The sequence below is a fragment of the Bradyrhizobium cosmicum genome (genome assembly GCF_007290395.2).
Classification (GTDB): Bacteria; Pseudomonadota; Alphaproteobacteria; order Rhizobiales; family Xanthobacteraceae; genus Bradyrhizobium; species Bradyrhizobium cosmicum.
Genome location: NZ_CP041656.2, coordinates 5,809,136 through 5,827,439 on the forward strand (window position 1 = coordinate 5,809,136; position 18,304 = coordinate 5,827,439).

Annotated in this window: 18 protein-coding genes; 4 read left to right on the forward strand and 14 right to left on the reverse strand. The window is 64.0% G+C overall.

The genetic code is table 11. From position 1 onward, the window contains the following. Positions 1–234: 234 nt before the first annotated feature. From FNV92_RS27870 to FNV92_RS27910, 9 genes are all read right to left on the reverse strand, one after another. Positions 235–858, reverse strand: a complete 624-nt coding sequence (locus FNV92_RS27870; protein WP_015688049.1) for a flavin reductase family protein — start codon at positions 856–858, stop codon at positions 235–237. Between the two features lie 85 nt (positions 859–943). Next, on the reverse strand, positions 944–1,543 hold the full coding sequence (locus FNV92_RS27875; RefSeq protein WP_015688050.1) for a TetR/AcrR family transcriptional regulator: 600 nt from the start codon (positions 1,541–1,543) through the stop codon (positions 944–946). A gap of 33 nt (positions 1,544–1,576) precedes the next feature. Then, the gene (locus FNV92_RS27880) at positions 1,577–4,714 is read right to left on the reverse strand and encodes an efflux RND transporter permease subunit (protein ID WP_143843712.1); all 3,138 of its coding nucleotides are present in this window, start codon (positions 4,712–4,714) and stop codon (positions 1,577–1,579) included. A 178-nt stretch (positions 4,715–4,892) separates the two neighbouring features. After that, positions 4,893–5,999 carry an efflux RND transporter periplasmic adaptor subunit gene (locus tag FNV92_RS27885; RefSeq protein ID WP_143843711.1) on the reverse strand — a complete coding sequence of 369 codons (1,107 nt, stop codon included), beginning with the start codon at positions 5,997–5,999 and terminating at the stop codon, positions 4,893–4,895. 209 nt (positions 6,000–6,208) lie between these two features. Then, entirely contained in the window at positions 6,209–7,531 is a 1,323-nt protein-coding gene (locus tag FNV92_RS27890) for an MFS transporter (RefSeq protein ID WP_143843710.1), read from the reverse strand. A 186-nt stretch (positions 7,532–7,717) separates the two neighbouring features. Beyond that, on the reverse strand, positions 7,718–8,878 hold the full coding sequence (locus FNV92_RS27895; protein ID WP_143843709.1) for a winged helix-turn-helix domain-containing protein: 1,161 nt from the start codon (positions 8,876–8,878) through the stop codon (positions 7,718–7,720). A 119-nt stretch (positions 8,879–8,997) separates the two neighbouring features. Next, positions 8,998–9,252, reverse strand: a complete 255-nt coding sequence (locus tag FNV92_RS27900) for a hypothetical protein (RefSeq protein WP_143843708.1) — start codon at positions 9,250–9,252, stop codon at positions 8,998–9,000. A gap of 122 nt (positions 9,253–9,374) precedes the next feature. Beyond that, positions 9,375–9,620, reverse strand: coding sequence for a hypothetical protein (locus FNV92_RS27905; protein ID WP_143843707.1), 246 nt, complete (start codon positions 9,618–9,620; stop codon positions 9,375–9,377). A 253-nt stretch (positions 9,621–9,873) separates the two neighbouring features. Beyond that, positions 9,874–11,253 carry a caspase family protein gene (locus tag FNV92_RS27910; protein ID WP_168213537.1) on the reverse strand — a complete coding sequence of 460 codons (1,380 nt, stop codon included), beginning with the start codon at positions 11,251–11,253 and terminating at the stop codon, positions 9,874–9,876. Between the two features lie 306 nt (positions 11,254–11,559). Here FNV92_RS27910 and FNV92_RS27915 point away from each other — a divergent pair, with 306 nt between their 5' ends. Next, entirely contained in the window at positions 11,560–12,201 is a 642-nt protein-coding gene (locus tag FNV92_RS27915; RefSeq protein WP_015688058.1) for an OmpA family protein, read from the forward strand. Between the two features lie 56 nt (positions 12,202–12,257). Here FNV92_RS27915 and FNV92_RS27920 read toward each other — a convergent pair whose 3' ends face one another. Continuing rightward, entirely contained in the window at positions 12,258–13,550 is a 1,293-nt protein-coding gene (locus tag FNV92_RS27920; protein WP_186355474.1) for a phospholipid carrier-dependent glycosyltransferase, read from the reverse strand. A 184-nt stretch (positions 13,551–13,734) separates the two neighbouring features. Here FNV92_RS27920 and FNV92_RS27925 point away from each other — a divergent pair, with 184 nt between their 5' ends. Further along, a complete protein-coding gene (locus tag FNV92_RS27925; RefSeq protein WP_015688060.1) occupies positions 13,735–14,436 on the forward strand; it encodes a FecR family protein in 702 nt (233 codons plus the stop codon). 11 nt (positions 14,437–14,447) lie between these two features. Then, on the forward strand, positions 14,448–15,578 hold the full coding sequence (locus FNV92_RS27930; RefSeq protein ID WP_168213536.1) for a hypothetical protein: 1,131 nt from the start codon (positions 14,448–14,450) through the stop codon (positions 15,576–15,578). A gap of 185 nt (positions 15,579–15,763) precedes the next feature. Here the strand turns inward: FNV92_RS27930 and FNV92_RS27935 are convergent, their stop codons facing one another. The 3 genes from FNV92_RS27935 to FNV92_RS27945 form a co-directional block, all read right to left on the reverse strand. Beyond that, positions 15,764–16,252 carry a VOC family protein gene (locus FNV92_RS27935; RefSeq protein WP_143843703.1) on the reverse strand — a complete coding sequence of 163 codons (489 nt, stop codon included), beginning with the start codon at positions 16,250–16,252 and terminating at the stop codon, positions 15,764–15,766. A 43-nt stretch (positions 16,253–16,295) separates the two neighbouring features. Next, on the reverse strand, positions 16,296–16,724 hold the full coding sequence (locus FNV92_RS27940; RefSeq protein WP_143843702.1) for a VOC family protein: 429 nt from the start codon (positions 16,722–16,724) through the stop codon (positions 16,296–16,298). A gap of 118 nt (positions 16,725–16,842) precedes the next feature. Further along, entirely contained in the window at positions 16,843–17,358 is a 516-nt protein-coding gene (locus tag FNV92_RS27945; RefSeq protein ID WP_143843701.1) for a cupin domain-containing protein, read from the reverse strand. Between the two features lie 128 nt (positions 17,359–17,486). On the opposite strand from FNV92_RS27945, the gene FNV92_RS27950 reads away from it, so the two are divergent. Then, the gene (locus tag FNV92_RS27950; protein WP_015688065.1) at positions 17,487–17,705 is read left to right on the forward strand and encodes a CsbD family protein; all 219 of its coding nucleotides are present in this window, start codon (positions 17,487–17,489) and stop codon (positions 17,703–17,705) included. 69 nt (positions 17,706–17,774) lie between these two features. Here FNV92_RS27950 and FNV92_RS27955 read toward each other — a convergent pair whose 3' ends face one another. Beyond that, positions 17,775–18,239 carry an FKBP-type peptidyl-prolyl cis-trans isomerase gene (locus tag FNV92_RS27955; RefSeq protein WP_143843700.1) on the reverse strand — a complete coding sequence of 155 codons (465 nt, stop codon included), beginning with the start codon at positions 18,237–18,239 and terminating at the stop codon, positions 17,775–17,777. Between the last annotated feature and the right edge of the window lie 65 nt (positions 18,240–18,304).

The following is an 18,304-nucleotide window of genomic DNA, read 5'->3' on the forward strand; positions in this document are numbered from 1 at the left end:
AACACTTCGCCGGCAAAAAGAAGCGAATTGACGCGGCCGGGCGGCCGCCCCGGGGACCATAACGGCCAGGGCGTGGGGGCAGTTCCGGGGAGGGGTTGGGGTGGGAGGCCCAGCTGTCATTCCGGGGCACGCGAAGCGTGAGCCCGGAATCCAGAACCACGATCAGGAGTATGGATTCCAGGCTCGCGCCTGACGGCGCGTCCCGGAATGACGGTGGAGAGAGAAGCGCCGGCCTTAATCCGGCCGGACCATCTCGAACATGTTTTCCGGCTTGATCTCGAAATAATCGCCGCGGCGTCCCGCGCGCACGATCGGGCGAGCAGCGGCGGTCTGGTAGACGCCGTCCTTGATCATGGCCTTGTCGATGTGGACGGCGACGACCTCGCCGAGCGTCAGCCAGGCGTCGGCCTCCTTGCCGTCGGCGCCCTTGAGGCGGACGATATCGGACACCTTGCACTCGAAGGCGACCGGGCTCTCGCCGACACGCGGCACGTTGACGAGCTTGCCCGGTACGGCGGTTAGGCCGGCGAGCTCGAACTCGTCGACCTCGGGTCCGACATGCGCGGCGGTCGCGTTCATCTGCTTGGCGAGGTCCATGGTGGTCAGATTCCAGACGAACTCCCTGGTCTGCTCCATGTTCGAGACCGTGTCCTTCCAGTTAGTGGAGGAGAAGCCGATGATCGGCGGCACGTAGCAGAATGCGTTGAAGAAGCTGTAGGGCGCCAGATTGACGTGGCCCTTGGTGTCGCGTGAGGAGATCCAGCCGATCGGCCGCGGCGCGATGATGGCGTTGAAGGGATCGTGCTTGAGGCCGTGGCCTTTGGATGGCTCGTAGAAGTACAGATCTTTGTCGGTCACGCTGGCTTCCCCTGCCCGTCCTCGCCTGCCACCAGCCGGTCGGTCTGGGGCGCTCAGCCTGCTTACAGGAGAAATTCCCCGCCCGTCAGGGGCGCGGGGACAGACCCGCGATGACGAAATCGATCATCTGGTCGATGGTCGGGCCGGGCTTGGTGGTGCACTGGGCGATCATCTGAGGGTGGAAGAAGCGCATCATCGCGGTGCAGGCGCACATCGAGGCCAGTTGCAGATCCGGCGCGGCGAACTCGCCGGAGGCCGCGCCTTGCGCGATCATCTGGGCGATCGTCGTGGTGATCAGCTCCATATGGGCGACGCAGACCTCCCAGTCCTCCTGCATCGCGATCTCCACCATCTCATGCAGCTTGTTGTCGCCGACATAGCGCTCGGTGTTCATGCGATGGATGGTGGTGAGCAGCTCGCGGAAACGCGGGAGCACGGGACCGGGCCGCGCCACGATCCGCTGCGCCTCCAGCTCGACCTCGCCCATCAGCGAACGGGCCACCGCCTGATGGATCGCCTTCTTCGATTCGAAGAAGCGATAGACATTGGCGGGGCTCATCCTGAGCTCCTTGGCGATGTCCCCGACCGTGGTCTTCTGGTAGCCGATCTGGCGGAACAGCCGCTCGGCCACCTCGAGAATACGATCCCGGGTGTCGCCTTCGATATGTTCCGAAATAAGGGCCATCAGTCAGGACTCGTTCGTCAGCAGTCTTCTCATTTATTCAGCCGCTTCAGCAAGCGGAATTGCGGGATGCTCATCGCTGCCATGCTGCGACGCAGCGGACTTGTCGGGAGTCCCCGCCTCATCCAAGCTCCTCCTGAACCAAAGTGCATAGAGGCCCGGCAGGTACAGGAGAGTCAGGAATGTCGCGACAAACAGGCCTCCCATGATCGTGATGGCCATCGGGCCCCAGAACGCCGAGCGCGACAGCGGGATCATGGCGAGGATCGCGGCGAGCGCCGTCAGCACCACCGGACGGGCGCGGCGGACGGTCGCCTCCACGATCGCCTCGCGGCGGGTCAATCCGTGCGAGACGTCGGTCTCGATCTGATCGACCAGGATGACCGTGTTGCGCATGATCATGCCGGCGAGCGCGATCAGGCCGAGCAACGCCACGAAGCCGAACGGGGCGTTGGCGATGTTGAGGCCGAACGAGGCGCCGACGATGCCGAGCGGCGCAGTCAGGAACACCAGGATCAGGCGCGAGAAGCTCTGCAGCTGGATCATCAGCAGCGTCAGCATCACCATGACCATCAGCGGGAAGAGGACGAAGATCGAGGCGTTGCCCTTGGCGGATTCCTCGAACGCGCCGCCCGGCTCGATGCGGTAGGCCGGCTCGAGGTGATCCTTGATCGCCTTCAGCTTCGGCGTGATCTGGTTGGTGACGTCGGGCGCCTGCACGCCGTCGACGACGTCGGAGCGCACGGTGATCGCCATGTCGCGGTTACGCCGCCACATGATCGGCTCCTCGTGGGAATACTCGATCTTGGCGATCTGCTGCAGCGGTACGGCAACGCCGTTGCGCGAGGTGATGGTGAGATCACCGACGCCGCCGAGATCGAGGCGCTCGGACGGGATCGCGCGGGCGACCACGGCGACCTTCTCGATACCGTCGCGGATGGTCGTGACCTGCGCACCCGAGATCAGCATCGCGAGTGCCTGCGACACGTCCTGCGGGGTCAGGCCCATGGCACGGGCGCGGTCCTGGTCGACGACCAGCTTGAGGTAGGGCGACTGCTCGTTCCAGTCGAGCTGGACGTCCTTGACGTTCTTGTTCTGCCGCATGACGTCGCGAACCTGGTAGGCGATCTCGCGCACCTTGTTGGCATCGGGTCCGATCACGCGGAACTGGACGGGGAAGCCGACCGGCGGGCCGAAATTGAAGCGGTCGACACGGACCCGCGCCTCACTCAACATGCCGTCGGCGGCGGCCTTCTCGATCTTGGCCTTGATGCGCTCGCGCGCCTCGACGCCCTTGGCGACGATGACGATCTCGGCGAAGGCCTCGTTCGGCAGTTGCGGGTTGAGGCCGAGCCAGAAGCGCGGCGAGCCCTGGCCGACATAGGACGTATAGGTCTCGATGTCCTTGTCGTCCTTCAGCAACGTCTCGGCCTGCTTCACCGACTTCTCGGTGACGTTGAAGGCGGTGCCCTCCGGCAGGCGCAGCTGGAGGAACAGCTCGGGCCGCTCCGACAGCGGGAAGAACTGCTGCTGGACATGGCCGAAGCCGACGATCGAGGCGATGAACACACCGACGGTCGCGACCACCACGGTGATGCGGTGGTTGACGCACCACTGCACGATGGCTCGGAGGCCGCGATACATCCGGGTCTCGTAGACCGCGTGCGGATCGTGATTGTGGTGCACCTTGATGTTGGGCAGCAGCATGACGCCGATATAGGGCGTGAAGATCACCGCCACGAACCAGGAGGCGACCAGCGCGATCGCCACGATCCAGAAGATGCTGCCGGCATATTCGCCGACCGCGGAATTGGCAAAGCCGATGGGGAGGAAGCCGGCGGCCGTGACCAGCGTTCCCGTCAGCATCGGAAACGCGGTCGATTCCCAGGCAAAGGACGCAGCCCGGAAACGGTCCCAACCCTGCTCCATCTTCACCACCATCATCTCGACCGCGATGATGGCGTCGTCCACCAGCAGGCCGAGCGCGATGATCAGCGCGCCGAGCGTGATGCGGTGCAGGTCGAGCGACATCGTGTTCATGACGATAAAGACGATACCGAGCACCAAGGGCACCGACAGCGCGACCACGATGCCGGTGCGCCAGCCGAGCGCCAGGAACGAAACGAACAGCACGATGACGAGCGCTTCCATGAAGGAGTGCACGAACTCGCCGACGGCATGCTCGACCACCTTCGGCTGGTCGGCGATCAGCTTGACGTCGATGCCCTGCGGCACGGCCTTCATGAACTCGGCGGTGGCCTTCTCGACCTCCTTGCCGAGCTCGAGGATGTTGGCGCCCTTGGCGGTGACGACGCCGATGCCGATCGCGGCCTTGCCTTCCTGGCGCACGATGAAGCTCGGCGGGTCGACATAGCCGTGGGTGACGGTGGCGATATCGCCCAGGCGGAATACGCGGCCGTTGCTCTCGACCGGCGTTTCGGCGACGGCCTTGGCGCCGTCGAGCGCGCCGGTGACGCGCAGCGGCACGCGCTGCGACGAGGTCTCGACCGTGCCGGCGGGCGTCACGTTGTTCTGCTTGGCGAGCGAGTCGAACAGCGCCTGCGGCGTGATGCCGAGGGTGGCGAGCTTGGCGTGCGAAAATTCGACGAAGATGCGTTCGTCCTGATTGCCGTAGACGTCGACCTTGGTCACACCGGGTACCTTCAGCAGGCGCTGACGGAAGCCTTCTGAGACCTTCTTGAGCTGGGCGTAGTCGGCGCCGTCGCCGGTCATCATGTAGAGAATGGAATCGACGTCGGAGAACTCGTCGTTGACGACCGGACCGAGGATGCCCGAGGGCAACTGGCCCTGCACGTCGGCGAGCTTCTTGCGCAGCAGATAAAACAGATACGGCACGTCCTTCGGCGGCGTGGAATCGCGGAAGGTGACCTGGAGCGCGGTGAAAGCGGGCTTGGAATAGGTCTGCACCTTCTCGAAATAGGGCAGTTCCTGGATCTTCTTCTCGATGGGATCGGCGACCTGCGTCTGCATCTCCTGCGCGGTCGCGCCCGGCCAGATCACGGAGACGTTGACCACCTTCACGGTGAAGAACGGATCCTCGGCACGTCCGAGCTTCTGATAGGAGAAGAAGCCGGCGACTCCGAGCACCAGCATCAGGAAGAGAACCAGCGTTTGATGGCTGACGGCCCAGGCCGAAAGGTTGAAGCGCTTCATCGCTCTCTCCGAAGACGATCCAGTTGCAAAAAACGACAGCCGCTCTGTTCAGCCGTCGTCGCGAGGCAGCGAAGCAATCCAGGGGGCTGGGCAGGTTCTGGATCGCTTCGCCGCTTCAGCCTTCGCATTTGCGCTCGGGCCGAAACTCACCTCACACGACGAAACTCGTAAAAACGCCTTAGAACGAAAGGGACGAGACGATCCGCACCTTCTGGCCCGGATCGAGCTTCTGCACGCCGAGGGCCACGATCTTGGCGCCTTCATCCACACCACTGGTGATGATGACGTCGTTGCTCTCGTAGGACTTCACAACGACCGGCTTCAGCGTGACGGCGCCATTGTCGTCGACGACGTAGAAAGAAGGCTTGCCGCCTTCGTTGAACAGCGCCGACAGCGGCAGCCGTGCGACGCGCTCGGTGGCGGCATCCGACAGCGTCAGCGTCGCGGTCATGCCGAGCGACACCTTGTCGTCGGCCTCGGGCAGCGAAAATTTCGCGAGATAGGTGCGCGTCGCGGAATCCGCGGTGGGCGCGATCTCGCGCAGCTTGGCCGCGTACTTCTTGCCCGGCTCCGACCAAAGAGTGACGCTGGCGGCGCCCGACTTGGCACGTCCGACCAGCGTCTCAGGGATCGCGACGACCGCTTCCTTTTCGGCAAAGCGGGCGACGCGGATCGAAGTCTGGCCTGCGGCAACCACCTGGCCGGGCTCGATCAGCGTTGCGGTGACGACGCCACGGGCGTCGGCGTTGAGCGTCGCGTAGGAAAGGGAATTCTTGGTCAGCTCGACCGAGCGCTCGGCCCGGTTCAGACGCGCCCGGGCCTCGTCGGCCGCGGCGCGACTCGAATCCAGCTGGGCATCGGTGGTCCAGCCCTTGGCCTTCAGATCCTTGGCGCGCTGCTCGGCGGCGGCGGCCTGGGCCAGCACGCCGGTCGCGGCGGTCTGCTCGGCGACGGCCTGCTCGGCCTGGAGCTTCAAATCGACCTCGTCGAGGGTGGCGAGCGGCTGGCCGATCTCGACGGTCTGACCGACCTCGACCAGGCGCTTGGCGACCTTGCCGGCAACACGGAAGCCGAGATCGCTCTCGATCCGGGGTCTGACGGTGCCGACGAAGCTGCGCTCCGGCGTCTCGGCATCATAATGCGCGGTCGCGACCAGAACCGGCCGCGGCGGCTCGGCCTTTTCAGCGACGGTGTCATTGCACCCGGCCAGCGCGGCGGCCATCAGGGCCAGCGACACACCCGCCAAGAGCTTGGAATAGCTGGACAAAACTGACCGAACGAACATCTGAGGACACTCCTGCGGCTGCAATGCCAAGAATGTCGACTAACTACTGACGAAAGTCAATAATCGTCAGTCATCAGGAAAGCGTGATCGTTAAGGAGGAGTAAGGATTGGGATGAACGTCATTGGGGTCCGATTGTAGGGCCGGCAAAAGCCGGCAGCCCGGATCGCGCAGCGCAATCCGGGCCTGCACACTCGCAGACGGGCCGTCCCTACCGCCCCTGTCCGGCAAACTCGTGCTTGCTGTCGTGACCGCCGATGAAGACCAGAATGCCGGCGATCAGGGGCAGCACGGCGAGCACGAGCAAGCCGTTCGAGGTCTGCCCGGTGGCTTCCTTGACCCAGCCGATCAGATAGGGCCCGCAGAAGCCGGCGAGATTGCCGATCGAGTTGATCAGGGCGATGGCGCCGGCGGCGGCCGTGCCTGAGAGCCAGGCGGTCGGCAGGGTCCAGAACACGCCGAAGCAGCAGAACACGCCGATCGCGGCCACCGTCAGCACCACCATCGTCATGGCGGGATCGGAGAGATAGGAGGACACGCCAAGCGCAACGGCGGTCAGCAGCAGCGGCGCGCCGACATGCATCACGCGCTCGCGCGTGGCATCGGAATGCCGCGCCCACAGGATCATCGCGATGGTGCCGAACAGATAGGGGATCGCGGTGACGAAACCGGTCTGCGCATTGGTGAGACCGAACGCCTTGACGATCTGCGGCAGCCAGAACTGCATGCCGTAGAGCGCACCGACGAAGCCGAAATAGATCAGGCTCAGCGTGATCACCTTGGGCGAGGACAGCGCTTCGCCGAGCGTCAGATGCTTCACGGCCTGCTTGGCCGCGATCTCGGCGTCAAGCTTCGCCTTGAGCCAGGCCTTCTGCTCGGGCGAAAGCCAGTCCGCCTTCTCCGGCTTGTCGGTGAGATAGAACCAGGTGACGATGCCGAGCAGCACCGAGGGGATGCCCTCCAGAATGAACAGCCACTGCCAGCCCTTCAGGCCCATCGCTCCGTCGAGCCCGAGCAGCAGGCCCGAGACCGGCGCGCCGATCACGGTCGAGACCGGGACGGCGATGGCGAAGGCCGCGAGGAAGCGGGCACGATATTCGGCCGGATACCAGTAGGTGAGATACAGGATGATGCCGGGGAAGAATCCGGCTTCGGCGACGCCGAGCAGGAAGCGCAACACGTAAAAGCTGGTGACGCCGCTCGTGAGCGCCATCAACGCCGAGATGATGCCCCAGGTCACCATGATGCGGGCGATCCAGCGGCTGGCGCCGAACTTCTCCAGCGCCAGATTGCTCGGCACCTCGAAGATGAAATAGCCGATGAAGAAGATGCCAGCGCCCCAGGAAAAGATCAGCGGCGTGAACTTCAGCTCGGCATTCATGGTCAGCGCGGCGAAGCCGAGATTGACGCGGTCGAGATAGGAGAAGAAGTAGGCCAGCACCAGGAACGGTATCAGGCGCCAGGAGATGGCGCGGATGGTCGAGGTCTCGATGGCGCTCTTGGCAGCGCCGGAATAGGTCGTGGTCTGGCTCATGGCTTTCCCCCGGGTTATTGCTTTTGTGAGCTGATCCGGGGTTTTCAGCATCGCGGGCAAAGAGTCAATGGAGCAAGGGTGGGCAAAGGCGCGCTAGCGCCGTGCCCACTATTTCTCTTCACTTATTACGATGGTGGGCACGCTCCGCTTTACCGCCTACGAGACCGGCGCCGTGGCGAGCAGCCTTCACTCCGCCAATTGAAACCGCGCAAAGCGATCAAGTTCTTCCTCAATCGCACGCTTCAGCTCCCTGCGCCCCGCGGTCTTCTTCCCCTGCCCGACCCAGGTCCATTTCTGCATCAGCAGCTTCTTTGCCTGCCGGTCGGTCTTGAGGTCCAGCGCGGCAACGATCTCGTCACCGACCAGCACGGGCAGTGCGAAATAGCCGAGCTTGCGCCTGGCCTTCGGCACATAGGCTTCGAACAGGTGATTGTAGCCGAAGATGAGATTGGTGCGCTTGCGCTGGATGATCAGGGGATCGAACGGCGAGAGGATATGAGCGAGATCCGGCGACACTTCGCCGGGCTCCAGCGCCGCGGGCGCTGCCCAATGCTCCTGCTTGCCGGCGCCGTCGATCGCGACAGGCACGAGGTCGCCGCGGCGGACACGTGAGGCGATCAGGCCCGCCACCGCCTGCTTGCTGGGCGCATCGAGGTGGCAGATCGAATCCAGGCTGACCACGCCCTGTGACCGCAGCGCGCGATCGAGCAGATAGGCCGTGAGCTCCCGCGCCGACGCCGGCTTCGGCAGCCTGTCCCAACCGAAATGACGCGTCATCAGCTCGTAAGTCTTGAGCATGCCCTGGCGCTCGCTGACGGTCGCGACGCCGGTATAGAAGGCGAGCTGCAACGCGCGCTTCGAGGGCTTTCGGCTCTGCCAGAGGTGCGCCTTCTCGGTGAGCACATCGTCCTCGATGTCGCGGATCGTCAGCGGGCCGGCGCGCAGCAGCCGCATCACCTTGCGCGTGTCGGCCGGCGTCACCGAGGCGTACCATCTGTGGCCCTCGCGCCGGTGCTCGCGCATCGCCGGCAGGAAGAAGCGAAAATCGTTCGAGGGAACGTAGGAGAGTGCATGCGTCCAGTATTCGAACACGCTCCTGTCGACGCTCTGGGCCTGGCGCAGGTCGGCGCGACGGTAGGACGGAATGCGGCTGAACAGGATGTGGTGATGACAGCGCTCGATCACATTGATGGTGTCGATCTGCACATAGCCGAGATGGGCAACTGCATCCGCCACGGCCTGCGCCCCCTCCCCGAACGGCGTACGCGCATCCAGCCGCTGGGCATGCAGCCAGATATGCCGGGCCTGTGTCGTGGTGAGCGGGATCGGTTTCAGCGCGCGTGACATTGCGGAAGGCAATGTAGCTGGATTCGCGCGACGGAAAAGCAGGGACCAAGGAGGCGGGCCAAGAAAAGCCGCGCTGCCAACTGCTGACAGCGCGGCAGGATCATGCGCGCGCCCCGCGCCTATTTCATCGACATCGCCTTCTGCGACTTCATGTAGTGCATGCAGGCGCTCTTCATCTTGCCATTGCTCATGTCGGTGTTGGCCATGGCCATTTCCTTGTTCGCCGCCATCTTGGCCGGCGTGTCGGGTGTGCCGCCCATCATGGCGGCAGACTTCATCATGTTGTCCTTGGTGCATGCCATCATCGCGGCGGATGCGGGCGACAGGGAAAAAGCGAATGCACCAACGACTGCGGCGGTGAGCAAGATCCTCATCGAAAAGTCTCCTCCGTAAAAACCAAACCGGCGCCATGCCGATATTCGTTAGTACGTTTCTCCAGAGAGAACGTTTCGCGGAGAATAAAATTTCTCGTCGCTGCGGTGCGAAGGTGGAGGGATCAGCGCACGCCCTTGGGTGCCCCGGAGCGGTCGCCAACGCTTCCCGTAGCCATGTCCTGCTCGCACGAGGCCTTGCCGCGCGCCTCCGCCTGGCAGCGATAGACGCTGCCGGTGAGGCGGTCGACCAGCCACATGTTCTCGTCGTTCGGGCCATCGAGGCCGACATAGCGACCAGTCAACCCGCTGATCAGCGTCGACAGCAAGATCGCCACCGCAATCATCGCCGCTCCCACGTAGATGGGCATCGAACTCAGGGACACAGTCCGATCCGGCGGGCCGCTGCGATAGAACTGGTAGTCACTCGGCCTCGGCACTGGGCGGAACTCTGCTCCACTTGTTCGCGACTAGCGGTGAAAGGCTCTGCTAGGCGTGCATCTGGCCGAAAGCTTGTTCACGGGCAGGCCATGCCGCGACCGCTTTGCGACGATCGATGTGCGCAGGTTTCCAAAGCAAAAGCGGCCCGATCTCGGGCCGCTTCGCATCTTGCGGCTCTTCACGTCACCGCCGGAACAGGCCGCCCATCATGTGACCGAAGAGATTGCCGGGGCCACCCATGCCGCCTCCGCCGTGCGCGCGGCGGCTGCCACCGCCGGAGGAGCGGCGGCGCGCGGGCTCGTCAGTGGAATCCTCAGAGGCCACGCGGCTGGAGACGATCTCGGACTGCATCGCCTTGTGCTGGAGCTTGTTGAGATAGCCGGTCGTGGGGTAGCCGCGCGCGGCCTGCCAGCGCCTGATCACGGACCGGGTCTCCTCGTCGAACTTGCCGGTCGCCTTGATGTCGAAGCCGAGACCGGTGAGGCGGCGCTGCACGTCGCGGCGCTGGTTCTTGTCGAGACCAACCTGGTCTTCGGCGATCTGGTCAGCCGTATCCGTGAAGATCGCGGGATCGATTCCTGCGCTGAGGTTGCGTGTCATCGTGGACGGACCGTCCTGGAGCGCGGCGATGCGAGCAAGCGCCAGCGGCTTGAAGGTGCCGTTCGGATAGTTGGTGAGATAGGCGTTGAGCTCCTCGACCTTGTTAGTGTCCTTGATCGAGCGCCAGAACTCGAGTTCGACTTCGCCGGCCTGGGCGACAGCTACCGGAGCCGCCGCGTCGGACGCCGTCGCGGCGGCCGGGTTGAGATAGACTGTGCCGGTGAGATTGGTGTGGCCCCAGGGCAGCTGCGCCTTGCCCGTCTCGTCGTTGACCTGGGCACGAACCTTGGTCATGGCCTGCTGGATCTCGAGGCCGGGAGACGCGATGTTCGCAAGGAGCGCGCGGGTAAAGGGGCTGTTGGTGCCGGCCTCGCCGTCGAGGGCGGTCTGGCCGGGACCGGTGGCGAACGCGATCAGCGTGCCCTCTCCGGACTTCATCTCGGCAAGACCGCTGGCCACGTTGACGGAGCGCGTCGCCTTGGCGGAACGGATCTTTGCGGCGAAGGGATTGTCGCGGCAGGCGTCGAGGAACACCAGCTTCACCTTGGCATCCGCCATGGTCTGCTCGAGCGTGAGATCGACATTGATCGCCGCGCCCAGCTTGACGTCCATCTCGGATTTGAGGTCGGCGTCGACAGGCAGCAGATAATTGGTGCCGTTCACCGCGATGCCGTGGCCGGCATAAAAGAACAGCGCCACATCGGCGCCCTCGCTCTTCTTGCCGAACTCGAGCAGCTTCGCCGTCATGGCGTCGCGGGTGAGATTGGCACCCTCGACCACGTCGAAGCCGACATTGCGCAGCACCCGCGCCATCGACTTGGCGTCGATCGCTGGATTCGGGAGCTGCGGGACATTCTTGTAGGCAGCGTTGCCGACCACGAAGGCGACACGCTTTTCGGCGAGCGCCACGTTGCTGCCAAAGACGAAGGCTGCGAGAGACATTGCCGCGAACAGGAAACGCATGGTCTTTCTCCCCAGATCAAGAACCACCGATGACCGCAGTGTGATCTCTTCCACGGAAGCCGAATGTGATCTAGATCACGTTAGGGATCGCAACGGCTCAAACCGACCTCAAGAAAAACGCGACTACCGGCGTTCGCGCCGTAGCGCCGGCCTTTCCCTGTGGAAGCGCCCGAACGCCCCCAAATGCGCTAGAATGAGTTAGGAGGCCTTTCTGACCTGCGTGACCAGGATCACATCAAGGCCTTTGAACCTTCCCTATGCTCGCGGCATCAAATCGCCATCAGGCGTAACAGCGAGGATACCACGATGACCCGTTTTGATAAGTTCTTTGCACTGAAGGCGATCACTCTGACGGCAGCGCTGTCGATGACGGCGGGCCTGGCCCTGGCCGGCGACAATGTCTCGTCCGACAAGATCCTGGATGCTTTGAAGCCGAAGCCGGTGACGCGCGGCCTGTCCGTCGGGCCGCAGGCCGATCCGGCGGTGCAGGCCAAGGAATCGACCTTCCTGAACACAGTGCGCAACCGCTCCACCCGGTCGCTCTCGACGGGCGAGCGTGAGCAGATCGCCGAGCTGGCTGCGACCAAGCCGAAGATCGATCTGGAGATCCAGTTCGACTATAACTCGGCCGACATCGCCAAGACCTCGGTGCCGTCGGTGCAGGCGCTTGGCAAGGCGCTGTCCGACCCGTCGCTGAAGGGCTCGACCTTCGTGGTCGCCGGCCACACCGATGCGGTCGGCACCGAAGAGTACAATCAAGGCCTGTCCGAACGTCGGGCCGACACCATCAAGAAATACCTGATGCAGAACTACGGCCTCGCGGGCACCGATCTCGTCACGGTCGGCTACGGCAAGACCAAGCTGAAGGACACCGCCAACGGCGCCGACCCGATCAATCGCCGCGTCCAGGTGGTGAACATGGAAGCCAAGACGACGGCGTCCAAGTAACCCCAATTGATCGCCAATGAAACGCGCCGCCTGCCGTAACCCGGCAGGCGGCGATTTTATATCCAGCTCTGGAACAGCATTAGCCGGTTGAAGGTCTGCATCGACGTCCCGACGAAAGCCGCCGAGATCGGCAGCATCACCGCAAAGCCGATGGCGGCGACAGCGACATAGGCCCATAGCAGCCAGTGCGGCAGGCCCTCCCGACGCAACACATAGACCAGCGCGAGCGACGCGATCGTTGCGGCCGGCAGATAGTAGTAGATGAAGCCCAGCGTACGCGGCAGCAAAGCCCAGGCGAGCCAGCAGCCGAAATAGAACATCGCAATCAGGAATGCATCCCAGCGGCGCGTGACGATGAAATCGCGCAGCACGATCGCGAGCGCGGCCAGCGCCGGCCACAGCACCAGCGGGTTGCCGAGAAAGACGATCGCGGAGACGTTGCCCTCCGTCGTCTTGTCAAACAGGAACCACACCGGTCGGGCGAGCAGCGGCCAGGATGGCCACGAACTCATATAGGTATGGCCGGCGATCGCGGTGGTGGTGTTGTCGGCAAAGATCCGGCGCTGCGCCTCGATCAGGTCGGTTAGCGACAACCCATAGAGGGGAACGAATGTGGCAAGATAAGTCACCGCCGGCAGAACGGCGAAGCAGAGCGCGGCATGCTGCACGCGAAAATCGGTCCAGAGATCGGGGCGATACCAATCGCCCGGCTTCGCGTCGGCGAACAGCGTGCGCCAGCCCTGCATCAGGCGGATCACCGCAACGATGACGATGCAGATTCCGAGCGGGAACAGCCCGCTCCATTTGCAGGCCGCGGCAAGACCGAACAACGTACCCGCCAGCGCGAACAACGCATGCGGGCGCTGCCTTCGAAAGCCATGCATGAAGGCCGCGATCGCGAGTAGGCTGAAGCCGAGCGCAAAGATGTCGAGCATCGCGATACGCGCCTGCACGTAGAGCATCTGGTTGAAGGCCGCGATCAGCGCTGCTGCGATCGCCGGTCCATGTGCCGAGAACAGCGCCAGCCCGCACAGATAGATCGCGACGATCGCGAGCGCGCCGAACAACGTCGCCGGATAGCGCCAGCCGAGCGCGTTGTCGCCGAAGGCCGCGATCGACGCCGCCATCAGCTCCTTGGCCAGCGGCGGATGCATCGGATTGAGCATCGGCTGCGACATCGCTGGTGCGAGCATCTGCCGTGCCGCGGGCACGTAATGGATCTCGTCGAAAACGAACTTCTCCGGCGTCGTCAGGCCGATCAGCAGTGCAAGATGGGCAACCAGGAAAATCGCGACAGCCAACACTGCGCTCCGCGACATCTTCGGAACCGCAGGCAGATCGAGCGACATGTGTGGGGACGTTTTGCGTGGCAAATCTGCTTCACCGTGGAGAAAAATCTGGCTGGCACTTTTCATTGAACGCATTCTGCCGCAACTGTCACTAAGGATAACGCTCGTCCCGCGCCCTTTGTGATAATTCCGCCACGAAGCGCGCGCGGTCCGGTACGATCAGGGACCATCGATCGGTTGTGAAATGAATTTGCGTTTCTGGCTTTTCCCCACTCTGTTGGCGGTCGTTGCATGCGTGGCGCCTTGCGCGCAGGCGCAGACGCGCGTCGGCGAAGCCGTCGTGATCCAGAACGAAGTGGTGCGCGTGGCCGCGAGCACGACGCCGATCAATGTCGGCGACAGCATGCTGCGCGACGAGACCGTGCGCACCGGCGCCGACAGCGCGGCGCGCTTCGTCATGGCCGACAGCACCAACCTGTCGCTGGGGCCGAGCGCGACGCTCAAGCTCGACCGCACCGTCTTCAACGACGAGCACAGCTATCGCGACGTCGCGATCCGCATGACCACGGGCGCCTTCCGTTTCGTCACCGGACATTCGGAAAAAACCGCCTACAAGATCACGACGCCGCTCGCGACCATCGGCGTGCGCGGCACAACGCTCGACATCCTGTCCCAGCGCGGGCGCTCCGTCGTCGTGCTTCAGGACGGTGCGGCCAGCGTCTGCACGACCAGCCGCCAATGCGTGCAGCTCACCCAGCCGGGCGACACCGCGGTGATCGTTTCGGCCGGCGGCAAGGTCAGCATCACCAAGGCCAACACGCCGCCCTGGACCTTTGCCGCCAACTGCGCCGCGAGTGCCGGGCTATGCTCGGTCAACCAATATGCCGGCGCCTCGCCGACCATCACGCCCGCCGTCAATGACGACGGCATGCTGTGCGGGCGGTGACGATGGCAGGAATGGCAAAACGGCTCATGGCCTGGGCGGCGCTCGCGGCGGCTGTCCTCGTCTGTTCTCTCGCGTTCGATGCGCGGCCGGCCGCGGCAGACGAATGCGATGCCGGCTATTGCGAGCCGACTCCCACGCCGACCTATTCGCCATCGCCGTACCCATCGCCGACACCGACGCCCTCTCCGTCGCCGAGCCCCTACCCGTCGCCCTCGCCGAGCCCCTATCCGCCACCGTCGGGCCCGACCGGTGCGGACTCCAGCGGCAATTCGATCGGCGGCCTCGCCGACCAGCGCTTCAACCAGATGATCACCAACCGGGTGCTCGGCACGGTGCTGCTCGGGGTCAACGAGCAGGTCAATTGCAGCGACTGCATCAGCGCGTTCGGCTCTGCCGGTTCGTTCTCGGCAGGCATCCACGGCCGCAAGGAGCTGACCAACAATCTGTCGCTGCTGGCCGGCATCGCCTACACGCAATACAACGAGGGCGGCTACAAGATCACCAGCGCCCCGATCGGCGCCTTCGCGCTGCGCTACGACTTCACGGACTGGGGCTCGTCACGGCCGTTCTTCGACGTCGGCACGATCCTGACGCCGTGGGAGAAGGCGCGCTACACCCGCAGCTACAACACCAGCCTCGGCCCGGTGAGCGTCACGGGTTCGACCAACGCCTCGAACTACGCGGTCTACGGCCGCGCGGGCTGGATGAGCCGGGTGTCGCCACGCGACGAGGTCGCGGCTTCCATTGAAGTCTGGCAGCTCTGGCAACGCGTGTCCGGCTACAGCGACAGCGCCGTGGCGTTCAATCCGTTCGACGCCACCATCGCGACGGGCACCGACCGCACCAGCCTGGTCAAGATCGGCGGCCAGTGGACCCATCTCTTCGGCGGCAACATCGAGACCAACATCAACGGCGGCTGGGTGCAGTCCTTCGCCAGCCATAGCGGCATCGTCGCCACCGTGACCGGCGACGGCACTGTGGTGCCGACCATGGGCAACCAGGGCTGGTTCGAATATGGCGGCCGCCTCGGCTTCCGCGTGCAGAAGGGCTGGATCGTGGATCTCTTCGCCAACGGCACGCTCGGCCCGCAGCCGGTAGGGAATACGATCCATGGCGGCGTGGGGCTGAGGATCAATTACTAGCGGCGGTTTCGAACGCGCAAAGCAGCCTCAAATTCCGCTGTCATGCCCCGGCTTGACCGGGCATCCAGTACTCCACGGCCTTTCGGTTCAATCACTATCGCCTCGGAATACTGGATCGCCCGCCCCATTGCGCAAATGCGCACAAGGCGGGCGATGACGCTTGTCGGGTAGCGAGAGCATCACGACTACGCCGCAGACTTGCCCTCAAACGCGCGACGCAGAACCTCAACATCCAACTTCACCATCTTCATCATGGCCTGCATCGCACGCGCAGCCGCCGCCTTGTCGGGGCTCGACAGGAAATCGAACATCACCTTCGGCACCACCTGCCAGGATACGCCCCAGCGATCGCTGATCCAGCCGCACTGCTGCTCCTTGCCGCCATGAGCGAGGAAGGCACCCCAGACGCTGTCGACCTGGGCCTGATCGTCGCAATGGATCATCAGCGAGATTGCGTGGGTATATTCCACCTTCATGCCGCCGTTGAGCGCGACCAGCGGCTGTCCAGCGACCGTGAACTCGACGACGAGCACGGAACCTGTTTTGCCGGACGGGCCATCCGAGACGTTGCGCTGGACGTGCGTGATCTCCGAGTTCGGGACCAGCGAGACATAGAACTTCGCGGCTTCCTCGGCATCGCCGTTGAACCACATGCAGGGGACGACCTTGGACATCGTGGGCTCTCCTCTCTGGCGTTTCGAAATGGGTGGAGTTTGGTCAGGCGTTCGTCATGTCGGACTGCGCTGCGAAGGCGGCCATGTCCATCCAGTTCACGCCCCACATGTGGCCATCCGGATCCTCGAAGCTGCGGCCGTACATGAAGCTGTATTCGTCCTTCGGGCCGGGATCCGCCACCCCGCCGGCGCCCTCGGCCTTGCCGACGATCTCGTCGACCTCATTGCGGCTGTCCGCTGACAGACAGAACAGCGCCTGGTTCGACAGCTTTGCATCTGCGATCGGCTTCGGCGTGAATTGACGGAATTTGTCGTGGGTCGTCAGCATCGCGTAGATGGCCTCGGAAAAGACCATGCAGCTCGCCGTGTCGTCGGAAAATTGCGGGTTCCTGACCGCGCCGATCGCCTCGTAAAAGGCGGTCGCGCGTTCGAGGTCGGTCACCGGCAGATTGAGGAAGATCATCCTCGGCATCGGAAGCTCCTTGGGCGGGGTTCTGCCCGAGGACGGACGGCGTGGCGCCGATCCGACACGGCTTCCGGAAATTTTTTCTGGAGCCGCGGGGTGAGACACCCCCGCGGCCCCGAGCAGCCTACTTCTTCTCGTTGGGGTCCCGATGCACCGGGTCGATCCACAGCACTGTCTCGGGCTTTTCGACCGGTTCGATGTCGAGGTTGATCGCAACCGCCTCGCCGTCGCTGCGCACCAGCACGCATTCCAGCACCTCGTCCGGGCTGGCGTTGATCTCCTGATGCGGCACGTAGGGCGGCACAAAGATGAAATCGCCGGGGCCGGCCTCTGCGGTGAACTGCAGGCTTTCGCCCCAGCGCATGCGCGCCTTGCCCTTCACCACATAGATGACGCTTTCGAGATGGCCGTGATGATGCGCGCCGGTCTTGGCGTCAGGCTTGATGCTGACGGTGCCCGCCCACAATTTCTGCGCGCCGACGCGTGCGAAATTGATCGCGGCGGCGCGGTCCATGCCCTTGGTCGACGGCACGTTGGTATCGAGCTGGTTGCCGGGGATGACGCGCACGCCGTCATGTTTCCAGCGATCGTCGTGATGATCGTGGTCATGGTGGGAATGCGTGTGATCATGGCCGGTCATGGGACTTGCTTTCTGTTGGTTCCGTGCGCGCGAAACTAACCAAAGCCGCGACATCAAGCCATACCCAAAACGGGAACCCAGACAGCCGTCAGGTGTTGTCCCCCCGAGCAAACTGGAAGGAGAGTTTCATGGGTAGCACCAGCGACAAGATCAAGGGCACCGCCAACGAGGCGATCGGCAAGGCCAAGCAGGGTATCGGCGAAGCCACCGGTTCCGACCGCCTCAAGGGTGAAGGCGTGGTCCAGGAAGTGAAGGGCAAGGGCCAGCAGGCCATGGGCGACGCCAAGGACGCCGCGAAGGACGCGATCGATCGCGCCGCAGCGGCGGCAAAGCGCGCGGCGGAGTAACGCACGTCAACTCGATAGCGAAAGACCGGCCTCGCGGCCGGTCTTTTTGTTTACGGGGTGACCCCGAGGTCACTTCACCGCGAGCAATTCGACGTCGAACATCAAGGTCGCATTCGGCGGAATCACGCCGCCGGCGCCGCGGGCGCCGTAGCCGAGCTGTGGCGGGATGATGAGCGTGCGCTTGCCGCCGACCTTCATCGTGGCAACGCCCTCGTCCCAGCCGCCAATGACGCGGCCCTTGCCGATCGGAAACTCGAACGGCTCGTTGCGGTCGACGGACGAGTCGAATTTCTTCCCCTTCTGGCCGTTCTCATAGAGCCAGCCGGTGTAGTGCATCACGCAGATCTGGCCGGGCTTCGGCGAGGCGCCGGTGCCGACAACGCTGTCGATGGTCTGCAAGCCTGAAGCTGTGGTCATGGTCTTTCCTGCGGTCTGGGCCGAGGCCGTGGTGGAAACGAAGCCGGACACGCCGCCGATCACGGTGATCGCGAGAGCCGACATGATGGCGAGGAGTGCGCGCTGGAAACGCTGCATTAGGCACCTTCCGTTTGAGCCGGGAGGTGTCTAGCCCAACAAGGATACCGTTTCCAGCCCCGCGC

Bases quoted from the DNA above. Each gene is read 5' to 3' on its own strand.
- FNV92_RS27875 (WP_015688050.1), bottom strand. From the start codon at position 1,543: ATGGCCCTTATTTCGGAACATATCGAAGGCGACACCCGGGATCGTATT.
- FNV92_RS27880 (WP_143843712.1), bottom strand. From the start codon at position 4,714: ATGAAGCGCTTCAACCTTTCGGCCTGGGCCGTCAGCCATCAAACGCTG.
- FNV92_RS27885 (WP_143843711.1), bottom strand. From the start codon at position 5,999: ATGTTCGTTCGGTCAGTTTTGTCCAGCTATTCCAAGCTCTTGGCGGGT.
- FNV92_RS27890 (WP_143843710.1), bottom strand. From the start codon at position 7,531: ATGAGCCAGACCACGACCTATTCCGGCGCTGCCAAGAGCGCCATCGAG.
- FNV92_RS27895 (WP_143843709.1), bottom strand. From the start codon at position 8,878: ATGTCACGCGCGCTGAAACCGATCCCGCTCACCACGACACAGGCCCGG.
- FNV92_RS27900 (WP_143843708.1), bottom strand. From the start codon at position 9,252: ATGAGGATCTTGCTCACCGCCGCAGTCGTTGGTGCATTCGCTTTTTCC.
- FNV92_RS27905 (WP_143843707.1), bottom strand. From the start codon at position 9,620: ATGCCCATCTACGTGGGAGCGGCGATGATTGCGGTGGCGATCTTGCTG.
- FNV92_RS27910 (WP_168213537.1), bottom strand. From the start codon at position 11,253: ATGCGTTTCCTGTTCGCGGCAATGTCTCTCGCAGCCTTCGTCTTTGGC.
- FNV92_RS27915 (WP_015688058.1), top strand. From the start codon at position 11,560: ATGACCCGTTTTGATAAGTTCTTTGCACTGAAGGCGATCACTCTGACG.
- FNV92_RS27920 (WP_186355474.1), bottom strand. From the start codon at position 13,550: ATGTCGCTCGATCTGCCTGCGGTTCCGAAGATGTCGCGGAGCGCAGTG.
- FNV92_RS27925 (WP_015688060.1), top strand. From the start codon at position 13,735: ATGAATTTGCGTTTCTGGCTTTTCCCCACTCTGTTGGCGGTCGTTGCA.
- FNV92_RS27930 (WP_168213536.1), top strand. From the start codon at position 14,448: ATGGCAAAACGGCTCATGGCCTGGGCGGCGCTCGCGGCGGCTGTCCTC.
- FNV92_RS27935 (WP_143843703.1), bottom strand. From the start codon at position 16,252: ATGTCCAAGGTCGTCCCCTGCATGTGGTTCAACGGCGATGCCGAGGAA.
- FNV92_RS27940 (WP_143843702.1), bottom strand. From the start codon at position 16,724: ATGCCGAGGATGATCTTCCTCAATCTGCCGGTGACCGACCTCGAACGC.
- FNV92_RS27945 (WP_143843701.1), bottom strand. From the start codon at position 17,358: ATGACCGGCCATGATCACACGCATTCCCACCATGACCACGATCATCAC.
- FNV92_RS27950 (WP_015688065.1), top strand. From the start codon at position 17,487: ATGGGTAGCACCAGCGACAAGATCAAGGGCACCGCCAACGAGGCGATC.
- FNV92_RS27955 (WP_143843700.1), bottom strand. From the start codon at position 18,239: ATGCAGCGTTTCCAGCGCGCACTCCTCGCCATCATGTCGGCTCTCGCG.